The sequence below is a fragment of the Streptococcus sp. 1343 genome (assembly GCF_013277355.1).
Taxonomy (GTDB): domain Bacteria; phylum Bacillota; class Bacilli; order Lactobacillales; family Streptococcaceae; genus Streptococcus; species Streptococcus pseudopneumoniae.
The window spans coordinates 1-19434 of sequence record NZ_VMMT01000004.1; the positions used below are offsets into that span (position 1 = coordinate 1).

25 protein-coding genes and 4 pseudogenes are annotated in these 19434 nt (G+C 41.2%); 2 read left to right on the plus strand and 27 right to left on the minus strand.

Annotation, left to right across the window (positions count from 1 at the left end; genetic code table 11):
- From HT709_RS00605 to HT709_RS00730, 26 genes and pseudogenes are all read right to left on the minus strand, one after another.
- Nucleotides 1–1377: pseudogene (locus HT709_RS00605) on the minus strand (tail fiber domain-containing protein); the annotation flags it as partial.
- Nucleotides 1378–1381: 4 nt separating this feature from the next.
- A complete protein-coding gene (locus HT709_RS00610) occupies nucleotides 1382–1732 on the minus strand; it encodes a DUF6711 family protein (protein ID WP_000068027.1) in 351 nt (116 codons plus the stop codon).
- An 8-nt stretch (nucleotides 1733–1740) separates the two neighbouring features.
- A complete protein-coding gene (locus HT709_RS00615) occupies nucleotides 1741–3849 on the minus strand; it encodes a hypothetical protein (protein WP_172925415.1) in 2109 nt (702 codons plus the stop codon).
- A 1324-nt stretch (nucleotides 3850–5173) separates the two neighbouring features.
- Nucleotides 5174–5719: pseudogene (locus HT709_RS00620) on the minus strand (hypothetical protein); the annotation flags it as partial.
- Nucleotides 5706–6056 carry a hypothetical protein gene (locus HT709_RS00625; RefSeq protein WP_138707796.1) on the minus strand — a complete coding sequence of 117 codons (351 nt, stop codon included), beginning with the start codon at nucleotides 6054–6056 and terminating at the stop codon, nucleotides 5706–5708. The pseudogene HT709_RS00620 and the gene HT709_RS00625, both read right to left, overlap by 14 nt.
- 38 nt (nucleotides 6057–6094) lie before the next feature.
- Nucleotides 6095–6475, minus strand: a complete 381-nt coding sequence (locus tag HT709_RS00630; protein WP_001207822.1) for a DUF6096 family protein — start codon at nucleotides 6473–6475, stop codon at nucleotides 6095–6097.
- Nucleotides 6476–6479: 4 nt separating this feature from the next.
- The gene (locus HT709_RS00635; RefSeq protein WP_000880679.1) at nucleotides 6480–6893 is read right to left on the minus strand and encodes a phage tail tube protein; all 414 of its coding nucleotides are present in this window, start codon (nucleotides 6891–6893) and stop codon (nucleotides 6480–6482) included.
- 2 nt (nucleotides 6894–6895) lie between these two features.
- The gene (locus tag HT709_RS00640) at nucleotides 6896–7264 is read right to left on the minus strand and encodes a hypothetical protein (protein ID WP_000608236.1); all 369 of its coding nucleotides are present in this window, start codon (nucleotides 7262–7264) and stop codon (nucleotides 6896–6898) included.
- Nucleotides 7261–7776 carry an HK97-gp10 family putative phage morphogenesis protein gene (locus HT709_RS00645; protein WP_172925410.1) on the minus strand — a complete coding sequence of 172 codons (516 nt, stop codon included), beginning with the start codon at nucleotides 7774–7776 and terminating at the stop codon, nucleotides 7261–7263. Before HT709_RS00645 ends, HT709_RS00640 begins: the two co-directional genes overlap by 4 nt.
- Nucleotides 7751–8089, minus strand: a complete 339-nt coding sequence (locus tag HT709_RS00650) for a hypothetical protein (protein WP_000478948.1) — start codon at nucleotides 8087–8089, stop codon at nucleotides 7751–7753. The genes HT709_RS00645 and HT709_RS00650 overlap by 26 nt, the downstream gene beginning before the upstream one ends.
- Nucleotides 8070–8381, minus strand: a complete 312-nt coding sequence (locus tag HT709_RS00655) for a phage head-tail adapter protein (RefSeq protein WP_172925411.1) — start codon at nucleotides 8379–8381, stop codon at nucleotides 8070–8072. The genes HT709_RS00650 and HT709_RS00655 overlap by 20 nt, the downstream gene beginning before the upstream one ends.
- Before the next feature lies 1 nt (nucleotide 8382).
- On the minus strand, nucleotides 8383–8571 hold the full coding sequence (locus tag HT709_RS00660) for a hypothetical protein (protein WP_000669344.1): 189 nt from the start codon (nucleotides 8569–8571) through the stop codon (nucleotides 8383–8385).
- On the minus strand, nucleotides 8561–8743 hold the full coding sequence (locus HT709_RS00665) for a Rho termination factor N-terminal domain-containing protein (RefSeq protein ID WP_000054933.1): 183 nt from the start codon (nucleotides 8741–8743) through the stop codon (nucleotides 8561–8563). The genes HT709_RS00660 and HT709_RS00665 overlap by 11 nt, the downstream gene beginning before the upstream one ends.
- 11 nt (nucleotides 8744–8754) lie before the next feature.
- Nucleotides 8755–9597, minus strand: coding sequence for a N4-gp56 family major capsid protein (locus HT709_RS00670; RefSeq protein WP_172925412.1), 843 nt, complete (start codon nucleotides 9595–9597; stop codon nucleotides 8755–8757).
- Nucleotides 9598–9602: 5 nt separating this feature from the next.
- The gene (locus HT709_RS00675; RefSeq protein ID WP_001001558.1) at nucleotides 9603–10172 is read right to left on the minus strand and encodes a DUF4355 domain-containing protein; all 570 of its coding nucleotides are present in this window, start codon (nucleotides 10170–10172) and stop codon (nucleotides 9603–9605) included.
- A gap of 149 nt (nucleotides 10173–10321) precedes the next feature.
- Nucleotides 10322–11080, minus strand: coding sequence for a phage antirepressor KilAC domain-containing protein (locus HT709_RS00680; protein WP_172925413.1), 759 nt, complete (start codon nucleotides 11078–11080; stop codon nucleotides 10322–10324).
- A gap of 10 nt (nucleotides 11081–11090) precedes the next feature.
- Entirely contained in the window at nucleotides 11091–11366 is a 276-nt protein-coding gene (locus HT709_RS00685) for a hypothetical protein (RefSeq protein ID WP_049549226.1), read from the minus strand.
- A 115-nt stretch (nucleotides 11367–11481) separates the two neighbouring features.
- Nucleotides 11482–11661 (minus strand): hypothetical protein, encoded by a 180-nt coding sequence (locus HT709_RS00690; RefSeq protein ID WP_060955012.1) that lies wholly within the window; start codon nucleotides 11659–11661, stop codon nucleotides 11482–11484.
- 142 nt (nucleotides 11662–11803) lie between these two features.
- Nucleotides 11804–12046 (minus strand): hypothetical protein, encoded by a 243-nt coding sequence (locus tag HT709_RS00695; RefSeq protein ID WP_001062371.1) that lies wholly within the window; start codon nucleotides 12044–12046, stop codon nucleotides 11804–11806.
- Nucleotides 12033–13550: a minor capsid protein gene (locus tag HT709_RS00700; RefSeq protein WP_240156660.1), complete on the minus strand. Its 1518-nt coding sequence runs from the start codon at nucleotides 13548–13550 to the stop codon at nucleotides 12033–12035. The genes HT709_RS00695 and HT709_RS00700 overlap by 14 nt, the downstream gene beginning before the upstream one ends.
- A pseudogene (locus tag HT709_RS00705) lies at nucleotides 13459–13914 on the minus strand (phage portal protein); the annotation flags it as partial. The gene HT709_RS00700 and the pseudogene HT709_RS00705, both read right to left, overlap by 92 nt.
- Nucleotides 13915–14125: 211 nt before the next feature.
- Nucleotides 14126–14659, minus strand: coding sequence for a hypothetical protein (locus HT709_RS00710; RefSeq protein ID WP_000588570.1), 534 nt, complete (start codon nucleotides 14657–14659; stop codon nucleotides 14126–14128).
- Nucleotides 14660–14793: 134 nt separating this feature from the next.
- Nucleotides 14794–15807, minus strand: a pseudogene (locus HT709_RS00715) (phage portal protein); the annotation flags it as partial.
- A gap of 11 nt (nucleotides 15808–15818) precedes the next feature.
- A complete protein-coding gene (locus tag HT709_RS00720; protein ID WP_119946919.1) occupies nucleotides 15819–17036 on the minus strand; it encodes a PBSX family phage terminase large subunit in 1218 nt (405 codons plus the stop codon).
- Nucleotides 17023–17517 carry a terminase small subunit gene (locus HT709_RS00725; protein WP_166736849.1) on the minus strand — a complete coding sequence of 165 codons (495 nt, stop codon included), beginning with the start codon at nucleotides 17515–17517 and terminating at the stop codon, nucleotides 17023–17025. The genes HT709_RS00720 and HT709_RS00725 overlap by 14 nt, the downstream gene beginning before the upstream one ends.
- A 489-nt stretch (nucleotides 17518–18006) precedes the next feature.
- Nucleotides 18007–18453, minus strand: a complete 447-nt coding sequence (locus HT709_RS00730; protein WP_023933898.1) for an ArpU family phage packaging/lysis transcriptional regulator — start codon at nucleotides 18451–18453, stop codon at nucleotides 18007–18009.
- A 129-nt stretch (nucleotides 18454–18582) separates the two neighbouring features.
- Between HT709_RS00730 and HT709_RS00735 the strand changes: the two genes are divergently transcribed.
- Entirely contained in the window at nucleotides 18583–18798 is a 216-nt protein-coding gene (locus HT709_RS00735; RefSeq protein ID WP_054388426.1) for a hypothetical protein, read from the plus strand.
- 31 nt (nucleotides 18799–18829) lie between these two features.
- A complete protein-coding gene (locus HT709_RS00740; RefSeq protein WP_345890581.1) occupies nucleotides 18830–19135 on the plus strand; it encodes a type II toxin-antitoxin system PemK/MazF family toxin in 306 nt (101 codons plus the stop codon).
- A 20-nt stretch (nucleotides 19136–19155) separates the two neighbouring features.
- Here the strand turns inward: HT709_RS00740 and HT709_RS00745 are convergent, their stop codons facing one another.
- Entirely contained in the window at nucleotides 19156–19392 is a 237-nt protein-coding gene (locus tag HT709_RS00745) for a DUF3310 domain-containing protein (RefSeq protein WP_001067624.1), read from the minus strand.
- Nucleotides 19393–19434: the final 42 nt, after the last annotated feature.

Sequence of the window (19434 nt, forward strand, 5' to 3'; positions counted from 1 at the left end):
CGACAAAGCCGTCTGAGCACTCCTAGTCTGCGACTTAAACGCTTCAAGTCTAGCAACAGAATCCAGCCCAATCTGCTTGGCTTCCTGAGCAAGAGAGCTACTTGCGCCAGCTTGTCTCAAAGCTTCCTCAGCCTTGCGCCTTGATTCTCGTAAAGGTTCATCATGAAAGCTATTGAAACGCTGATTGATAGTGTCAGACACTTCTTGCTTGACTTCTTCCGCCTTAGCCTTGGCAAGTTCGATGGCATCCGTGATAGCTTTCTCACGCTTAGTAAATTCAGCGTCAAAGGCTGCGTCTGCTGCTTCTATCTGCGCTTGGATTTTGGCTTCAATGCCATCTTGTTGCTTAATCTGCTTGGTAATCGTACCCTCGTAAGAATACTGCGTATCATTTCCAGCTTTACTATCTGCGCTGATACGACCTCTTAGACCACCTTTGAAAGTAAAGCTCTGACTTAAGACAGGAACTTTAAAGGTTTCTTTCTTGTTGGTCTGAATGGTTACCCACTGCCCAACCTCAAGCAGTAAATGCCCTTGGTAGTTGAGATTATACGGATAGTAAGTCAGGTTTTTCAGCTTGTAATACAGGTCATTTAAAGCGCTCTGGGTCATGAAGACATTGTCTAGTTCCAAAGACCGACCTGTCTTCATACCAACCGTAAGAGGCTTCTTATCTGTCTTACAAGTAATACCAGCTATCTGATACTCAATCTCACTCTTGGTTAAACCATGTAGGAAGTAACTGTCTGCGTTTATCGTGATATTTGACTCAGTTAAATCACGGATTTCCATCTTCCCTTCTCGGTTGAAGAAACAAGACATCCCTATCATCTGAGTCATAGCGCTCAGCATATCCCTAAATGAAAGTTTCTTTCCTTCAGGAACTTGCTCGACATGGTAACGCATCGCGCTGATTCCGAAATAGTCATTCGCTAACTCAATGCCTGTTTTCAGGCAGATTTCCTGAATAACCTCTCGTACTTCAGCTGGGAAATGCAAATCTGTCACATACTCACGATTGAGCTTAAACATACCATCCATAAGTTCAAGTGTGGTTGTGTTGCGGTTTCGGTCAATCTCAATATCGTTGATGAAGTATTCCCCCATCTTGACCCACTGGTAGGTATCCCCAACCAGTAGACCAATCTCAGGGTGCAGGGTATCCAGCTTATTGAACGTGGTAATGATACTGGTAAAGGTAATTTTACCGCTACCAGCGCAGGTTCCACCAGGCTTATAAGTATCGCCCTTGATGTAGCCATACTCAAAACTAGCCTCTTTGATATCCCGTGAAGTATAATCACCAACACGAATAGCCAGCGTCCTTTCCTTGGCAAACATGGCTCTGTCAAATTGTCGTCTGGTTAAAGCATCCATTTTCTTACCTCTCTACCAGATTAAATTTAGCGCCAGACCAAGGTTTAAACTTCTCAGTAAAGCTATAGCTAGGAGCTGTCCTATCACCGACGTAGAAAGTCTTTGTGACTTGGCCATCCATGGGGTCTGGATAAGACACCTCAAAAAATTCAGATGATACAGCATGTAAAAGCTGACTTAATTCTCCCTGAGTCATCATACCCCATTCACAGTCTAGTTTGCGTTTGGTCGTGATACGGTCACGCACCATGTCGCCATTGGCATTACGCCCTGTCTCTCCATCGATATCTTGAATACCGACTTGAAAAGATTTGGGAGGCTTCACAGCCACCCCATTGATTGTCAATTGTGCCATTTAACCTCCTAAATCTTGAGCAAGGTTTGACCTGCTCGTTCATGTTCCTTGTTAATTTCTTGGATAGCTACCCGTCCGAACTCATGGCCTGCGATTTGGATAACGATGTCGCCGTCGCCAGAAAATCCACCTTGTGGACCAACACCAGCCATGGCATTTACTACCGCACTGCTGACTACTCGCCCAAGTGTTTGGATAAATCCTGTATTTTCAAGTGGTACGACCGCCTCTTTACCTGCTTCACCAATCATGGCAATAGTTGGACTATCAACGATACCACCACGGGCAAGACGAGGAAGGCTAACTGTGCTTACACTTCCAATCCATCCCAGACCAGGTAAGTTTCTGACAACATCTAAAACACCATTAATCATGCCGATGAAGCCATTGACCACATTTTCAATCGTTCCAAGAACCGCATTGACTGCGCTCTTAAACGCTCCACCTACTGCCTCACCGACCATCTGACCAGCATTTACAAAGATACTTTTAACAGTGTCCCAAACTCCACTAAAGAAGTCACCGATAGAACTAAAAGCATCTTTTACTGCGTTGTAAGCATTAGTGAACATCTCACCAAACCAGTTTGAAACGCTGGAAAGCGCACTTGTAACATCGTTCCACCTTTCGCCAAACCATGAACCTAGTTTGCTGAAGATGTTTGTTAGACCAGTCCATGCTTTTTGGAACATGTCCGTAAACCATGCCCCGATATTAGCCAAAGCACTCGTCACATCCGCCCAACGTTGTCCGAACCATGAACCGATTGGCGTGAAGATATTAACGATAGCGTCCCATGCACCTTGGAATACACCAGAAAACCACTCTCCGATACCAGAGAAGATGTTTACAATAGCATCCCATCCTTGCTGGAACTTCTCGCCAAACCATTGACCTATTGGCTCAAAGATTTCTTGTAGCTTCGTCCATAGACCGCTGAAAAATTCGCCAATCGCTTGACAAATACCACTGATAAAATCACATAGTCCTTGCCATGCTGTTTTAGCAAACTCAACAACAGTGTCCCAATTTTGGTAGAGCAAGACACCAATAGCAATTAAGGCTGCGATTGCTGCAATAACTAAGGTTATTGGACTTGTCAAAACTGCTAACGCTGCATTAAAAGCCCATGTTGCAGCTGTAGCGACTCCTGCTGCCACAGAATGTGCAAATTCCGCCGCGGTTGCTAATCCCATTTTCGCTGTATGAGCAGTCCATGCTAGAGCTGATTTACCAAGTTCTAAAGCAGTTTTCCCTAGCTGTGCAATTGTTTTACCTGAATTGACAACAAAATCTTTTGCGTACAACGCATTCAAATAGATGGTTTCTCCGAAGCTGACCAATTTATCAAATGTCAAAGCTTTCAAAGCTAGTCCAAGATTTTTAATTCCGCTAACAATAAAGGAAACCTTGCCACTTAATAATTCGAATGCCCCTGCAAGTCCTCCAGCTTGTTCAGCCCAAGACAAGAACTTAATCCCCTGCCATGCAGTTGCAAGCGTACCAATCACATTAGCAATTACAGAGATAATCTCTTTATTTTCTTTACACCAGTCAGAAAAAGCAGTAAAACCATCAGCAACTAGCTTGATTGTATCAGCTAGTAACTTCAATGCTTCTAGTATGATACCGCCTAATAAATCAGCGACGGTTTCAATACTAACACCGAATACTCCTGATAAAAACTCAGCAAAAGGTTGCCAAGAATTCTCCCAAAGTATTTGAATAATATCAATTAGCCCATTAAAAGCATTAGCAATAGAGTTAATAGCAGGGACTACATGTTCATCATAAACACGACTTAAGCCATCGCCAAATTTGTTAACAGACCTTTCAATGCTCTCAAATACAGGCGCAACAGTATCTAATAAACTTTGGAAGACTGATGAAATTTTAGGAGCGCTTGTCACAACGACTTTTTCAAAACCTTTAAACAAACTTCCTGCTAATTTGCTACCGACTTCAACAATGGTAGATGTCAAGCTTAATAGAGTTGACACAATAGCACTACCTATACGAACCGCACCGGTTGAGGTAATGACGTCGTAGAAAGCACTAGAAAAGGCCTGAGCGATGTTTCCTACTGCCTCTGCAATGTTACCAATATTATCAAACAAAGCGACTAGCGCCCTGGTAATGCGTTCTTTTTGCCTTCCAAGACCATTTGCAATACTTTCGGCAAGGAAAACACCGATACCTAGACCGATAGTAGCTATTGAGCCTGTCACTTGCCCTAAAGCATAAGCGATTTTCTCAGCCATTCGGTTAAAGGCATTCACAACTCTTGGATCAGTAGCGATTTCTCCCATTGTCTTAGCTATTTGGTCTAAGGCGGTCTTAATGCGTTCAATACCTTCTGGTCTAAATGCTGCATCAAAACCTTTCTTGAAGAGGTCAAACAACCCTTTGAGCTTATCTCCAAGTCCATCAAAAATGCTCTTGAACTGGTTGTCCATGTCGGTCAACTCGACTTCTGGCAAGATGTCTTTGAAAGGTCCGCCACCGCCTCCCTTTCCTTTACCACCTTTGCCACCGCCACCGCCTCCAGAACCGCCTGCATCATCGTCTTTTGGTTTTTGTAAGATGTTAATCTCATCAAATCCCAAAAGACCTAGCAACTCTTTAGCGGCCTTCTTAGCGTTTTTGGCTGAGTCTCCAAGATTATCAGCAAGTCCTCCTGCTGAATCTCCAGCGTCGTCTACTGCATCAGCAAGATCTCCTGCACCTCCTGCAGCATCCTTCATGGCGTTACCCATGTCTCCAACCGCTCCACCAACACCATCTTTCACTGTTGCTTTCTTGTTGAACATCAAAGCGATAAACTCCGCAAGTTTAGCCGTCACGTTCTTCAATACCATGGCAAAAGAGTTCAAGACAGGCATAATGGCATTGATAATCGGTAACATAGAGTTACCAAGGTTCAATGCTGCGTCCTTCATCAGCGACTTAAACAGGCTGATACGACCATTTACAGAATTAGACAAGGTATTCCCATACTTAGCTGTAGCCTGCTCCAGGATAGCCATTAGGCGGATTTGTTGCTGGGTTTGGTAATCCAACTGTTGCCAGCTCTGTCCGTTTGCGAACTTCTTAAAGGCTTCAGTGGATTCAATCATAGCCACGTTGACGTTGATTCCTAGGTCTTCTCAATAATGTTATCGCATGGCTTTTTATCCATACTTCTTACAATTTCTTGTAAGTTCGGCATATATTTTCACCTACAACCGAATTGTCTAGGTGCTCACCACTCGTGGGGATATTTTATTCTATACTTTTTGACAAAACAAAAAGCACAGGTTCAATCCCTATGCTCTACGGTGACCAAGCCTGTTTAATTGCTTAGTTTACCTCGGTATCGTCATGTTTTAATTACTTAAAATTTAGAGTTTTACCGATTTTGGTAAGTTCTTAATCCGCCTATTTCTAAGCGGTGCGACAAAAGTCTATCGCTTCCGTATTCCCTAGCAAACCTGAGCGAATCCGCTCCATAACGTCTGTAATCGTGCGCCCAGAACCTTCAGCAACAACTGCCGACGTCTGCAACATCTTAGCAGTATAGGCGCTTAGTTTGTTGGTGTCTTTGATAAATCCAGAAAATAAGTTTGAGTAGACTGCACCATAGTTAGTAGCCTCGCCCACACCCATATTCATGGCATTAGCGTTATCGTTAACCCATTTTAAGAAAGATTGCGAACTCTCACCCATCTGGCGCTTAATTTGGTTCATAGCCGCTGATACTTCAAGAGCTGTCTGCGTTGAATACATCCCAACATCAAGCAATTTCTTACCAAGGATTGCAAAACCAGCAAACTTAGCCAGCTTGCCAAACGCGCTACCGATTGAGCTCGACTGTTCACGAACTTTGGCAGTCGCGTTCTTCACTTGGTCAGATGTTCCTTTGACCTGATTCTCGACTTCTTTCATCTTCTTCCTGAAAGGCGCTATCTCAGCGTCAATCATGACTTTCAATTCGTCAAGAGTTGCCATTCATTTCCTCCTTCCTTTTTCGATTGTGTCTTTCTGCAAAATCACGCATCCGTTCCTTATGTAGCAAAAGCTCTTGTCTCTGCCGTTCCTGTTCTACCGCTTGTTGTTCTTCTACAAACAACTCAGGCGCATATTCCCAGAACTCAAAGACCTTGGCATCCTTGGATAAGAATAAAGAAACGTGGTTGGATATCATCTGCGAAAGTCTGTACGAGTCAATAATCTTCTCTTTACGCTCTTGGATTTTGACACGGTTGTAGCTTTCAATCATTTCCCTGATTTCAAGCACCGTTAAATCCCAAAAATCAAGAGGCTTACCCCCGATGTCCAAAAACATAGGGTAAAGCCTCTCAATAATCTGCGTTACCGTTAAGATTACTCGACTACTGTCATTTTCTTCTTGGAAGTTTTCTTGCCCTTGCTTCCTCGTGGAGTAAAACCCGACACTTCAAAGAGTGGCATTAAAACCTCTGTCATGAAGGTTGTTTGGTCTCCACCATTATCCACGTATTCATCGTATAGATCGTAGACATCCTCAAGAGAATACCCATTCTCATACTTTTGCAAAGCTCCATGAATCAAGAGCAATACAACTTTTAAAGGAGGCAAAGGAAACTCTTCGCCAGCTTCAGGCATGAAGATTTTCAGTAAGTTCATACCGATTTTTTCTTCAACTTTTGCTGCTTGATGAGATGAAAGTCGTAGTTTTAACTCTTTCTCATCGCTAATCTTCCAAATTGAGTAAGGTAACGCCATTTAATTAACCTCCAAGACCGTCTGTAAATTCCAATTCTGACTGCAATGCAATCTTAAGTGTGAACTCGATAACGGCATTGACACCGCCACCGCCCAGTTTAACAGATACTTGGCCTTCAAAATTGACCTTAGTACCGTCTGGATAAGCTTGTTCAAAGTAGAGTTTCTTCTTGTCGTCTGCTGCCTTACGCAATACACGGTAAGGAGCAGTTTCGCTTGAATTGTTATAAGAGAACTTGTACTCCAATTCCCCTGCATCACCAATACCAAATTCGTACTTCTTAACTTTATCTTCAAGAGTAGTGTTCTCTACTTTTTCAGGTTCGATACCAAACTCTGGTACTTCTTTCAATCCAACAAGCTTAGTATAGCTACCTTTGGTTTCGCTATAAGAAAGCGTAATTCCGTTTGCTAACATGTTTAATTCTCCATTCTAAATTGAAAAACAAGCTCTGAGTGTAAGTCAACAACCCCTTCAAAACGCATGACCTTATGTCTCAAATGGGACGGGTCTGGCACGTCTTGGCAGTCGGTTCTTCGTAAACCTAAAGACTCAAAAATCTGATTGATTTTAACAGCTAACTCACTAGTGCTTGTATCATCAAAGATATCCACCTTGTAGCGGATAGAGGATTTTTGTTCCTGGTCATCAAACCAATCACCCGGCTTGTTTTGTTCTTCCAAAAAAATAACGACTGGAAAAGTCTCCCAATCGCTAGGATACGTATCAGTCACATTATCTGCAACCTTTTGCAATTCTTTATAAATAACAGGCTTGATATTAATCATTTTATTTGTTCTCTTACCTTTCTACGGACATAATCCGAAATATTCTTAGACACACGCTCTTGATTGTCTCTCAAAGCTGGATAAAGATAAGGCTGAGCAGGTTGACCATACATCTTGTAGAACTCCCCAATCTTTTGAAAGTGGTACGGTCCTACATTGATTTGGTCTTCATGCACATACCAAGGATTAGACTTGTAAGTTACGCTGACCTCTGGAGAGATACCAGAATGGCTAGCCTGACCCTTGGGTCCTGTTCCAAACTCAACATAAGGAGCATAGTGTAGATTTGTGTAAACCTCACCTATAGCCTTATCTCCGTCCATTTTAACCCTAGTCTTGATACTGTTTCTAAGTTCTCCATTGTTGCCTGGTGCTAGTCTTTTAGCATCAGCTTGGACAACCTTTATAGCAGCATTGTGTACCGCACGTAAGACGATATCCTCGCCAGTTTTTTTACTAGCCAATCGTCTACATTTAGCTATGAGCCTATCTGCCCCTCGTAGCTCTGACACGCTCTAACTCCAAAACTTGATGATATGTGTAGACCTTTTTAGAGATAACCCTGTGAGTCACTTCCGTCGGGCTATCGATACACACACCATCTTTCACTTTGATAGTAGCTGACTTGTTGGCATTTGCGTTCAAAATATCATTGACACGCTCACCATACATCTCAGATTGTAGCTTACTGCTAGCTGGCCACAACTCAAGGCGGACTGTCTCAGCTTCCTTGGCATATCCTTCTTTTACGACGCCTTCCTCTGTGACAGTCTTTTCAAACCGTCGCATTGGATAAGGTTTCAGTCTACTCTGCTTCAAAAACATGACCTGCCACCCTTGCTAATCTGTGCATGCGTATACGCTGTAAAAGACCCGTAGACAGGCCGTTTTCTCCGTAGACTACTGCTATACCACCCTCGGTTCTGGAATGCTCTCCTTCCGCTCCTGAGCGGTTGTGGAGTTCGATAGCAACCTCAGGTATTAAGCGACTTAAAGCAGGTGTCAAAGATGTGCGATTCGTCTCTGACAAGATAAGATTTGTAGACCTCGTTTGGAGCAACATGAGAAGCTGAGTATCTTCTTCGCCTGTTAATTTCTTCAGCAACTCTATAGACATATCAATCCTCTTCTAAAAACTCAGGCTCAGGGAGAATTTCCTCAAGAACGTCTGAGATAGCGACACCATTGCTGGCGAAATTATCTGCCAGCTCGGCATAGCGCTCCTCAGTAATCTCAAGTTCCTCTCCTGCCAGTCGTTTCACATTTAATTCCCAGTCATAGAAATCTTGTTTGATTTTAAATTTCACTTTTTAAATCCTCCAACACCTCTACAATTTCAGCTTTTGATAACTTATAGGCACCAGTTATGCCAGCTTCTTTAGCTAGATTCTTCAACTCTTCTAAAGTCTTATTTTCTAAATCAGAATACTGGCCAGCTTGCTCCTCTTGGATATAATGACGTCGTAGCAATAAGCTCATATCATCACCTCTTACTCACCGAATTTTACAACTCGTGTAGGGTCGTATAGGTAAACACCATAGTGTTTGTCACCAGTGATAACCGTTGTCTTTTTAAGGATGTCACGGTCTGTTTCGATAGCCACATCACGTTTTAGCATGATAACAAACGCACCATATTTATTGGCATCATCTGTCTGAGTCTGGCTAGGAGACACTTTGACAAGGAAACCTTTACCTTCATCAACTTTTTTAGAGCGGACGATTTGCACACCAGCAACTTCACCAAAGGTCCCAGAAACAACCATATTTGCTCCAAGCTCTGAACCTTTAGTCCATTCTTTTGCTACGTCAGTTTTTAGCTTAGTAGCATCTTTAGGGTTGATGATAGCAACATACTGTGCATCTTCTTCATCCTCAAAAATATCAAGAGCCTTATCAATTGCCTCAAGAGTTGTTGGAGTTTCTGCAACGTGCTGTGTTGCAGTCTTAGCCACCGCTACCAAATCATCATCAATCTTGTTAGCAATAGCCAAACCAAGCTGGTAAGTGGCTTGACCTAGTGGGTCACCAAGACCTGACAAAAGAGCTTCATCGGTAATTTCATAACCTTTAGCAGCCTTTTTGATGGTCATAGTAGTCTTTTTAGTAGTCAATTTGTCTGGAGAAATAGCTTGACCTTCTCCAACCTCAGTCGCATCTCCTGCGTACTCCCATGCTGGAACTGTTAGAGTGTTCCCTGGTTGTCCTTGGAGTGCTGTTTCCACATAAGCAAGTGGAGTAAATTTAATCAATTTAGGTAGTTTAGCGGAAACCATGTCCGCCATCACTTCTGGGTTAACCATAGTGGCTAGTTTAGTTTGTCCTGCTGTCATTTATTTTAACCTTTCAATTTCTTATAGAGTTCTGGGTTCTTTTGATAGAGTTCATTTCGACTCTGATAACCCATACGAGCAAATTCTTCTTTTGTGATACCGTCACTATCGACTGGCGCTTGCTTCATCGGAGCTCCGCCTTTTAGCTTTTCTTGTACGCCTTTTTGCACGGCTTGTTCCCATGATTTCTGTAATACAGCGACAGACTGCGATACCGTCTCTGCGCTTGTCAAATCAACTACATTCACTAACTCAACAGGTAAGTCACGTTCACTTAGCATTGCTTTAGCCTCTGCGGTCAATTCCTTACGAGCAATAGCCTTTTCACGGTCAGCTAGTTCTTGCTCACGCTGATCCAACTGATATTTCTGTTTTTCATCAGCGTTCATCTTAGCAAGCTTCTTAGCTTCGTTTTCCTTGGCTTCTTGCTCTGATTTCCACTTAGCAAACTTCTTATCGATGATAGCATCGACATCTGCGTCCGTGTACTTCTTCTCGTCTTGCGGTTGTTGTGCAGGTTCTGCAGGTACCTTTTGTTCTTCAACCGTTTCGACTGTTTGTGTTTCTTCGTTCATTGCGAACCTCCTATTTTTAAAGTCGTCCCCGACTGTAATTTCCATAGCTTTTAGTGTCTTCAATGCTTGGACAATATAAAAACCGTACGGGATTCCATACGGTTAGGGCATAAGAAAACCGCCTCGATTTCGATGCGGTTAGGGCATAATTAAATAAATAGTAGTCTAAAGGTTTCACGGCCTTTAGGTGTGATTAGGGTCTGTGTGCCAGACCATTGTGTTTTTTCGTTGAGTGTTTCCTTGACCTCAAACAAACCATCGTTTTTATTGGCTGTTGGTTGGAGCTTACCTTTCTTATCTCGGTAGATGTATTTTTTCTCCATCAAGAAGTCAATAAACTTACGTTCTTTTATTTTTAATTGTTTTGCTGTTTCTCTGAAGCTGGTCAGTAAGTTTCTATCTACCAGTTCATCGAAATAGTCTGCTTTCGGCTTCATTATGGTATTTTCAACGGAAAGTACAGCTTTTTCAGCTTCCAAGTGTTTAATGACTGCTTCTTTTTCTTTTAGTTGATTACCAGCCATAAGGAGCAAGTCTGCTAAGGCTTGTTTGTTGTGCGTGATATTATAGGCCACTTGGTCGGTCATATAAGCGCCATGCTTACGAATAGATGGCAGAACTTCGCTAGTGACCCAATCAGCAAATTTCTCTGCTTCTGGTTTGCGAGATTGAAAAACAAGTTTATAGAAATTCGCTTCGTTGATAAAGTTGGCTTGTTGAGTTCGTCCTAGACTGTCGATGATGTCACTAGTAGTGACGCCATCTTTATTTAATCTTTCAATCGTTTTACGAGGATTGCTTAAATCTAGAATTTGGCAACAATCATTAAGATTAAAATAAATCTGATTATCGATAGTTGCCGTTCTTACTTCTCCGAATTGTTCGTTTTTAAAAATTTGTAGTTCCATTTTTATGCTCCTAGTTAAAAATTTTACTTCCTAAGATTTCTGCTTTATCTGTTGAGTTCATCAAAATAAAAGCAATTTCATCTAGTGTTGAATGGAGTAAACCGAATTGTTCATTAAAAGTATCAAAGAACTTTTTAGACATCTCTTTAAAAGCTGTCTCATCCTTAAGTTGAACCCAAGCCAAGGTTTCTGTCATATTGGTTGCCATTTCAACCGTTCTTCGAATATCTGCAAGCTCGTAGCCTAGATGAGTCAATTGTTCTTCTGTTAATTCAATTTTTGCCATAATAAAAACTCCTTTGCGGTATGACAAAGAAGCTCTTTTCTGATATAATGATTTCAGAAAGAGTTTCTTTCGAGCGATAACGTATAATCTCAACTTTGGCGAGGAGGATTATGCGTTATTTATTTTTTTCAAGACCTAAAACTAATTTTATGCCTTTTCTAACCACTTCTGTACGAGTGGTCTTTTTTTGTAAGCAATAATCTTCCAAATGTTTATTCAACTCTGAGTCGATTCTTGCTTTAACTTCGACATTCAACGGTTTTTCGCTTTTTGGTCTTCCGGTTCGTGGACTCATTTCATCACCTACTTTCTGTACCACAACAATATATTACAACTTGTGCCACAAAAAGTCAAGAGGTTTTTTGAAAAAAATTAAAAATAAGAAAAGCACTTAGATTCCTCTAGGTGCTTTTGATTGTTAATAAGCAAATTCAAGTTTATCCAAAACCGTAAGAAAATTTATCTGGCAACTCTTTACCCAGTTTAATACTTTTAGTTAAAGTATCTTTTACAAACGAAGCGAATTGTCCTAAATCATCTCCTGTATAGCTATATTTTAAAGTGGTTTTATCAACTGTTGCAATACCTTGACATTCTCCACTAACAGCAGAATATTGTCTCATAGCAGTACCATCTTCTATTTTACGCATAGTAATAATTTGTTTATCAATCTTCGCCATTTTCGCTTGCCTCCTGATAATTAAATTTTAGGTTAGCCCTTTTATGAGCTTCATCATAATCCATTTTTAACCGATTCATGTAATATGATTCAAGGCTTTCGTGCTGTAGCATCAATATATCGTATTTCTTTGGATTACCCAAGTATAATCTTTGAAAACTTTGAGCCATGTCATAGTGCGGATAAAAGTTCATCATCCTCTCTTCAAAAGCTTCAAAATCCCACAGCAAATACTGGTTATCTAAAATATGCTCTAACGCTTCTGATACTGTAGAATGAGAAAGTTTGCTACTTTTTACCATTTTTTCTACAACATCTGCACGATTCGAATTTTTCAGTTGCTCATAGTATCTTATCGCAAAATCACTTTTTTGCTTTTCTACATCTCCGCGAGCCTCACTTATTGAACCGCTAGAGACTAAAGAGTCCAACTTATCCATACCCTGATTATACACCTTTTCCCCGTCTTTCGCAACATACTTGCTATACCACTCTTTATAAGTCATATCGGCAGGCACGTACTCAACTTTACCTGTCTCTGGATTCCTTGCTCTGCGCTTCAGCTTGCTGTAGTCTGCGTCCTCATCGTATCCGACAGTAGTAGACCTACACCAAGGGTGCATAGGCGGACAATTGACACCAGGGACAGCTTTATCCCTATCATAGACCTGATTGTCATGCTCCTGACAAATGCGTGATGTACGCTTGTCTAAGACGGCCACAAAGATATACTTCTCTATATCCGCTTCCTCATAGCTGAGTAGTTCCATCTGGTTATGAAAAAAGGCTGATTCTGTCCGAACCAAACGTCTTGCATCGTTCTGACCTACATTGAACCTCTCAGCAATTGCTTGTGCCGTTTCTCGTGTTCCTCTTCCTGTCATGAGGCTCATGAGTAGTTCATCTTTTATGCTAGAAGTAAGCTTCCCCGTATTCTTCCAGATGTTTGTTGAGTAGGTACTTCCATCTCCTACCCAACTAAAAGACTGTAGATGTTTAATCTCGCTCTCAGGAAGCCCAGAAAAGCCATATGCCAGCCCTGTCTGCTGTTGCAGGTCAAAGGTAGCCTTGTAGTAACTATCCTTCATCAGGTCGCTATAGAAGGCGTCTGAGCCCGTCTTCTCTGAATGATAGATAGATTCACGCATACGATCTAAATCATCACTCAAACGCTCTAGGCGCTTCATACGAAAAGAATAAGCTGGGCTGTCTAAGTCAGCTAGTAATCTTTGGATGTTCGGGGCATTCGGTCTTGCTTCAAGTACTTTACGAAGTTCATTCAGATTTTTCTTGTCTTTCATGTTCTTCAAAACTTGTCTAGCGTCTACCTGACTTAGACCATAATCACGTTGGAACTTATCAAAAATCTTATTGACTTCCTTATCCAAGTAAGTCTTGGCTTCCTGATAGACCTTATCGAACTGGTCTGCCTGCTTTTCGGCCTTGTCCATCTGCTGGTAAATCAGATTGGCTTTCCTCTTCGCCCAATACTCCTGATTCTTCATCCTCTACCTCGTCTTCGGGTTTCGTGTTGTCTTTGTTGAACATCGGCATGTCTTCCATGTTCTTCTTTTTTTCTTCTTCCAAGGCTTCCAGTTCAGCGTCAGGGTCTTCCACAAACGGCAAGAGAGAAATAAGCTGCCTATTGGTCACTTTACCTTCCAAATTGTTCACAATCTGAGAGATTTCCAGCAAGTTTTTAGGCAAACCACGGCTGAATTGTGGAACGATTGAATGAGACTCTAGTGCAATCTGTTTCATACCCAAGTAATGAGCAAAAATCGCAATACGCTGTCTTAATCCACGCTTGTAGTTCGCTTCCTTGGTCTTGGTAATCATCTCAAGGCCCATTAGCTTGAATTCCATAGCTCAATTTTGTTACCGTAGAGGCTCTTTATCCTCTACTTCTTACGGTTTCCCGTAAGTTCAGACTATCTCTTCACCCTTATCAGGGTGTCGGATTTCGTGGATATTTCTGCATATAAAAAAAACGATACTATGTACCGTTTCTCACTTAGCTTACTCTATCTAGTCGTTAAACCTTACTGATATTTCTACCAGCAGTGGTAATTGATTAGCTTCAGTAATATGTCACAAATCTCCCTTTTTCATCTCGAACAATTGTCTTACCAGACATGTCCACACCTTTTGAAAATTGTCTTAAATCGTATTTTTTATAATTCAATAAGATATCATCTATTGTTTCATCATTAACGATTATATCATCTCGTTTTATGGAACGATAATATCTGTAGACAAGAGTTGAAAAAGAAATGTTGTTTTCTTCAGATAATTTTTTTAGATAGTCTCTCAAGATATATCCCTTATACTTAACGTTATCAGAACGATTACGTTTATTTGTATGTTCAGGAACCCACCTACAATTACTTGGTGAGTAGTCTTTGTCATTATCTATCCTATCTAATTGCAAACCAAATTCTACTCCGTTTTGCATTGCCCAACTTCTGAACTTAGCTACATCACTAAATTCATCAGAAACACCTATTCCACGTTTCCCATACCATTTATAAGCCCAATGTTTTTCATCATAACACCTTGCTAACATAGAGTAATAAACTTGATTTAGATGTTTGTGCATTTTATCTTTTATCATTCATCTTCTCCTAGATTATTATACTCTTATTATACCATAACAGAATATAAATATCTAGGTTATTACTGTTTTGCGCCTTCCAATTTTAACCCGATTTATTACCTCAAAGTTACCTTTGAGGAGGGCAACTATTTCACCCCCGAAGTATTCCCTGCGAAATTCTCATCAGTCAAATTAGGCACATGGCTAAATGTGTAGATGTCCTCTTTAAGAGCTGTACGCAAGATTTCAGTAGCACTTTCGTCCAGCGTATTCTTCAAGAACTCAGCCCTTGCACTATCGCCCGGCAATTCCAAAAGACCTTCTTCAGAAAGAATCTTCATTGCTACCTTAGCGTCTTCTGGAGTGTCTGCTAACTGCGTGCCATACAAGACAAGTATAGACTCTACAGCCTGTTCCTTATCATTGACACGATTCCCCATCAAGGAATTATAAGCGTCTATCAAGCTAATTTGTTGCTCATAGTCACCAATTGCAAAGTGATTGTTGCGATATTCGATAATTGGGATTTGCCCAAGGTTGTGAGGGGTTACCTGCTCATTCTGAGTTGTTCCTGAATCTGTACTTCTCAGCACCATGTGATAGTGCAGATTTTCGGTAAAAACCTCAGCCTGGTACTTGGTAGTGTCTTTCGTATCATCTTCGACTTTATAGTAGTAGACCGCAAACAAAGGCTTCCGCTCAATGCTATCATCGTAGACCATGAAGGTGTTTTCTGGGTCAATACTAGTTGAGTCCAACTCAGTCAATCCCTCTTTAGCATAGATGTACTCGTAAGCACGACCATAGATGGCCATGTTCAAAGCATTCTGAGCATCTACTTGGTCAATCTCAGCGCCATCAAAGGCTGTAAGTAGTTCATCGATATCACCTTCAGCAGTGTTATTGTACTTGATAGGATTGCCCATAAAATAGCCCGTAGCCGTGTCTGCGATATCCTTGGCATGATTGGCTACCGTCTTGTAATTAGGTGCGTTCACGTTGCGTCTCGTGTGTTCTAAGATAGCATGCTCACCCAAATAGTAGCTTTTAAGCTTCTTCAAATGTGAGCTTTCAGTGTTATGTATCGTTATCAATTTGTAAATCAGGTCTTTCTTCAAAGAACCCTCATCATATCCATCCCGTGGATAGGTTAAATATTGGTACATGTCTTTCCTCTCTATAGACCATAATCAGAACGTCTGCGGACGGTTGCTTTTGGTTGCGAATGTTGCGAGTAAATCGCATAACGCACCGCATCTAGTACGTCGTCATTCTCTTTCACTGGTTCGCCTGTCTTTTCGTTCCAGATGTATTGATAGACCTCATCTTTGAACTTGCTGACCTTGTTTGATACAACAAAAAAGCGCCCAGTTTTCATCAGCTTGGCTACTTCTTCAATACCAGACAAGACTGCTTTATTAGCGTTAAACGTCTTTAATTGCTCTCTTTGAAATCTTGCAACGTGTTCAGGTCGTGCACTATCTGCCCAGAACGTAATATTCCCGTATCGTTCCTTGATATTCTTAGCGAGGTCTACCCAAAAATCAATCTCCTTGTATTGATGCGCGTGCTCTTCTAATAGATAAACCGAACCGTCAGACGTCTCTCCAATAACAACGATAGAGCCAAAGTGTTCATATCCCCAGTCAACACCAGCGTAGACTTTAGTGATATCTTCTGGTACGTTATCTACAAACATATTCTCACTAAAATCACGATAGACGACGCCCTCACCAGTCACCCACAGACCAAGGATGTCTCGGTCATAGAAGACGCCTGCCGGTGTGGCTGATTTTATATTCTCACGGTATCTATCAGACATGAATGTGTTATCATCTAGCTTAAAATGAAAGTCGATAATCATATCGTCGCCAGAGTTGATATAATCCCGTCTGAGCCAGTGAGTTGGGATGTCTGGGTTACTGTCCCAAACAATCCTTGCGCCTTCTCCTGAGCAACGTGAGATGATTTCTTTAAATACTTGTTCGTTAGCAAGAGATGCCTCGTTTACATAAGCTCCAAAAGCAGTAAAGCCACGGGCGCGCTTTAAACCAGATATAGAACCAGTGTAGACTGGAACTACCTTGACACCGCAAAGGGTAAAAGCTCCGTGCTTATCGTATTTAGGTTCAATATCAAACATGTTATACAGTTCCTGAATGATATTGTTTTGTATCGATGTTGAAGATGTTCCAGCTAGTATATACATTGGCTCATCTATGTTTAATCTATCCGCTGTTTCTCTCACTCGTGCAATCTCATTCATGAAGACCATATTGTTTAGAACAGTTTTACCTGAACGTTTTGCACCATGGAGACCACAGATAAAAAAATCATCATTCAATACTCGTGTAAGTACTTCTTCTTGTCGTTTCGTAAATTTATTTGTCGTCAAAAGCACCTCTCAAAGCCTTAGCAAACTCTATCAATTTATCGTCTTGCTCATTATCCACACCGATTTGTGATTTAAGTTTTTCGATTTCAAGTTCTAGTTTCTCAGCTTGTTTAGCAGTCGGATAACGCTTCAATATTTCAGCTATCGCTTTAATAACTGTGTTATTATCTGCCTTTTTCGTAACTCTATCCACCTCACCAGTGACAGGGTTCATCATCAAAACTTCCTCAAGTCGCTGGCCTCTTGCAATGTCTGAGAGAATCGAAAGAGCCTCTTTAGCGCTCAAAATATTTTCATCGTGCATCTTTTCAGTTTCGGTTTGTATAAACGTTTTAACGCTTGCATTTTCTAGCAATTTACTAGCGGTTGTTTTAGCATACGCTTCACTATAACCTGCGAATATTGCGGATTGATAGACATTACCAGTCCTCAAATACTCGCTCGCAAACATCTTTTGTCTTTGATTTAACCCAATGTCCATCACCACCTTTCGAATAATCAAAAAAAGCCACACGATGTGCGACCTTCTTGCAAGACGACTACTACCTTGCGTGTGTATTAAATTTTGACTTCTTTTTTATTTTTTGTAGTCTTTACAACCTCTGAGGGAATCAAACCCTCTAGCTTATAACTTATCCGGAGTATAATTAGCTACGCAATCATGCAAGGTCTAGTCGCTCCGCAACCATTTGTAAGTTAATGAGTGATATATGAATGCTAAGCCTACTGCCTACCCCATTCTGGGACACAAACACTCAAATGACAGCAGCTGGAATCGAACCAACTGGTCTAGCAGTAAAACGCACGTTTGGTAAAAGTTTCAAGGAGACCCAAACAACCTGCTAACCTGTCCTTACTGTCTAAGAGACCGAAGCCTCGGAAAAATATAATAAAGTATAAAGGAGACGTCAATTGACCTATCACTTGACAATACTATTTTACCATGTGAAATAAGCCATTTCCTAGCAATTTACTTGCAAATATCTCCCAAAATTTTACGATAGACAATCAACTTACCTTTTCGATAAGCTTCCGCAAATTCCAAAGCACCTCTACTAAGCATGCGATAGAACTCACTCTCAGAATAGCCTAAGTCCATATAGATAGCCTTATCTGATAATTGGATTTTCATATCCATGTACTTCTTTGTGATAACCTGCCGAACGTATGGATCCATAATGCAGTTCACAGCTCTCTCAATTTCCAAAACCTCTGCCTCTGCATCCACATGTTCGATAACCATATTCTCAGTGGCTGTGTTCTTACCAGTAAACGTCTTTGGTTCAAATGAGTAGGTCGTTGTAATTTTAGGCAAATACTCAGCGCCTGCCATCCGGACATACGAGCGATAACTCTCTAGAACGTCATATACATTTTTTTTGGTAAATTGCACGTCAACGCTTTTTAATAACCTCACAACATCGCTCCTTTATGATATAATATTTTTAGCGAACATATCACAAAGGAGTCAGCTGTGCTGGCTTTTTTCTTGCTTTGTTCCGTTTTTATATGTATACTGTATGTATACAAAATAAAGGAGAAACAAATGAATACTGTTAAAACTCGTAAGGTTGGGAACTCTGTCACTGTGACCATTCCGAAAACACTCAATGTTCCAGAAGGTCAGGAAATGTTTGTCTACAAGGGTGTAGATAATGTCATTGTCCTAGCTCCAAAAATTCCAGACCCATTTAATGGAGATGCAGACCTACGCATGGAAGATGACTTTGAGGGGGTAAAATTCCTTGACAGCGAAATATGATTACATTCCAGAAAAACAGGACATCATCTAGATTGACTTCGACCCGTCTGTTGGACGTGAGATTCAGAAACGCCGTCCTGCTATTGTCGTCTCGCGTAGAGAATATTCGGAGCGGACGGGATTTGTTGCTGTATGCCCTATTACACACGGTCAAAGCAGACTAGAAGAACAAGGCCTGCTCGTTCCTGTGCGTTCCAATAAGGTAGATGGCTCTGTCAATCCACTCCAACTCTATACTTTTGACTTTAGAGAGCGAAAGGCTCAAAAAATCACAACCATGGATACAACCAGTTTTCAGAAGGTTGTCCAACTCTACAACTTCATCTTCGAAGCCTAGTCCTTATGGATTGGGCTTTTTTAGTTCTTCTCTAATTCCTCAATCAACCAATCAAGGTTCTTACGTGCTTTCTTCAGGTCTTCCAGACCGTTTTTCTTTTGAAACCGTAGCATATACTTGATTGCGTTGCCCCAAAAGAAAGCAGACGCTCCGGAAAGGTTCCCAACGAAGTTATGCACAACATCGATAGCCTCAAGACCGTTTGCACCTTGGTAGTGGCTTGGTTTGTTTATATTGTCAATTATTTCTGGGTTCATTCCTTATCCTCCAAAAGTTCTGGGTTTTCGTAGATGTTGCCA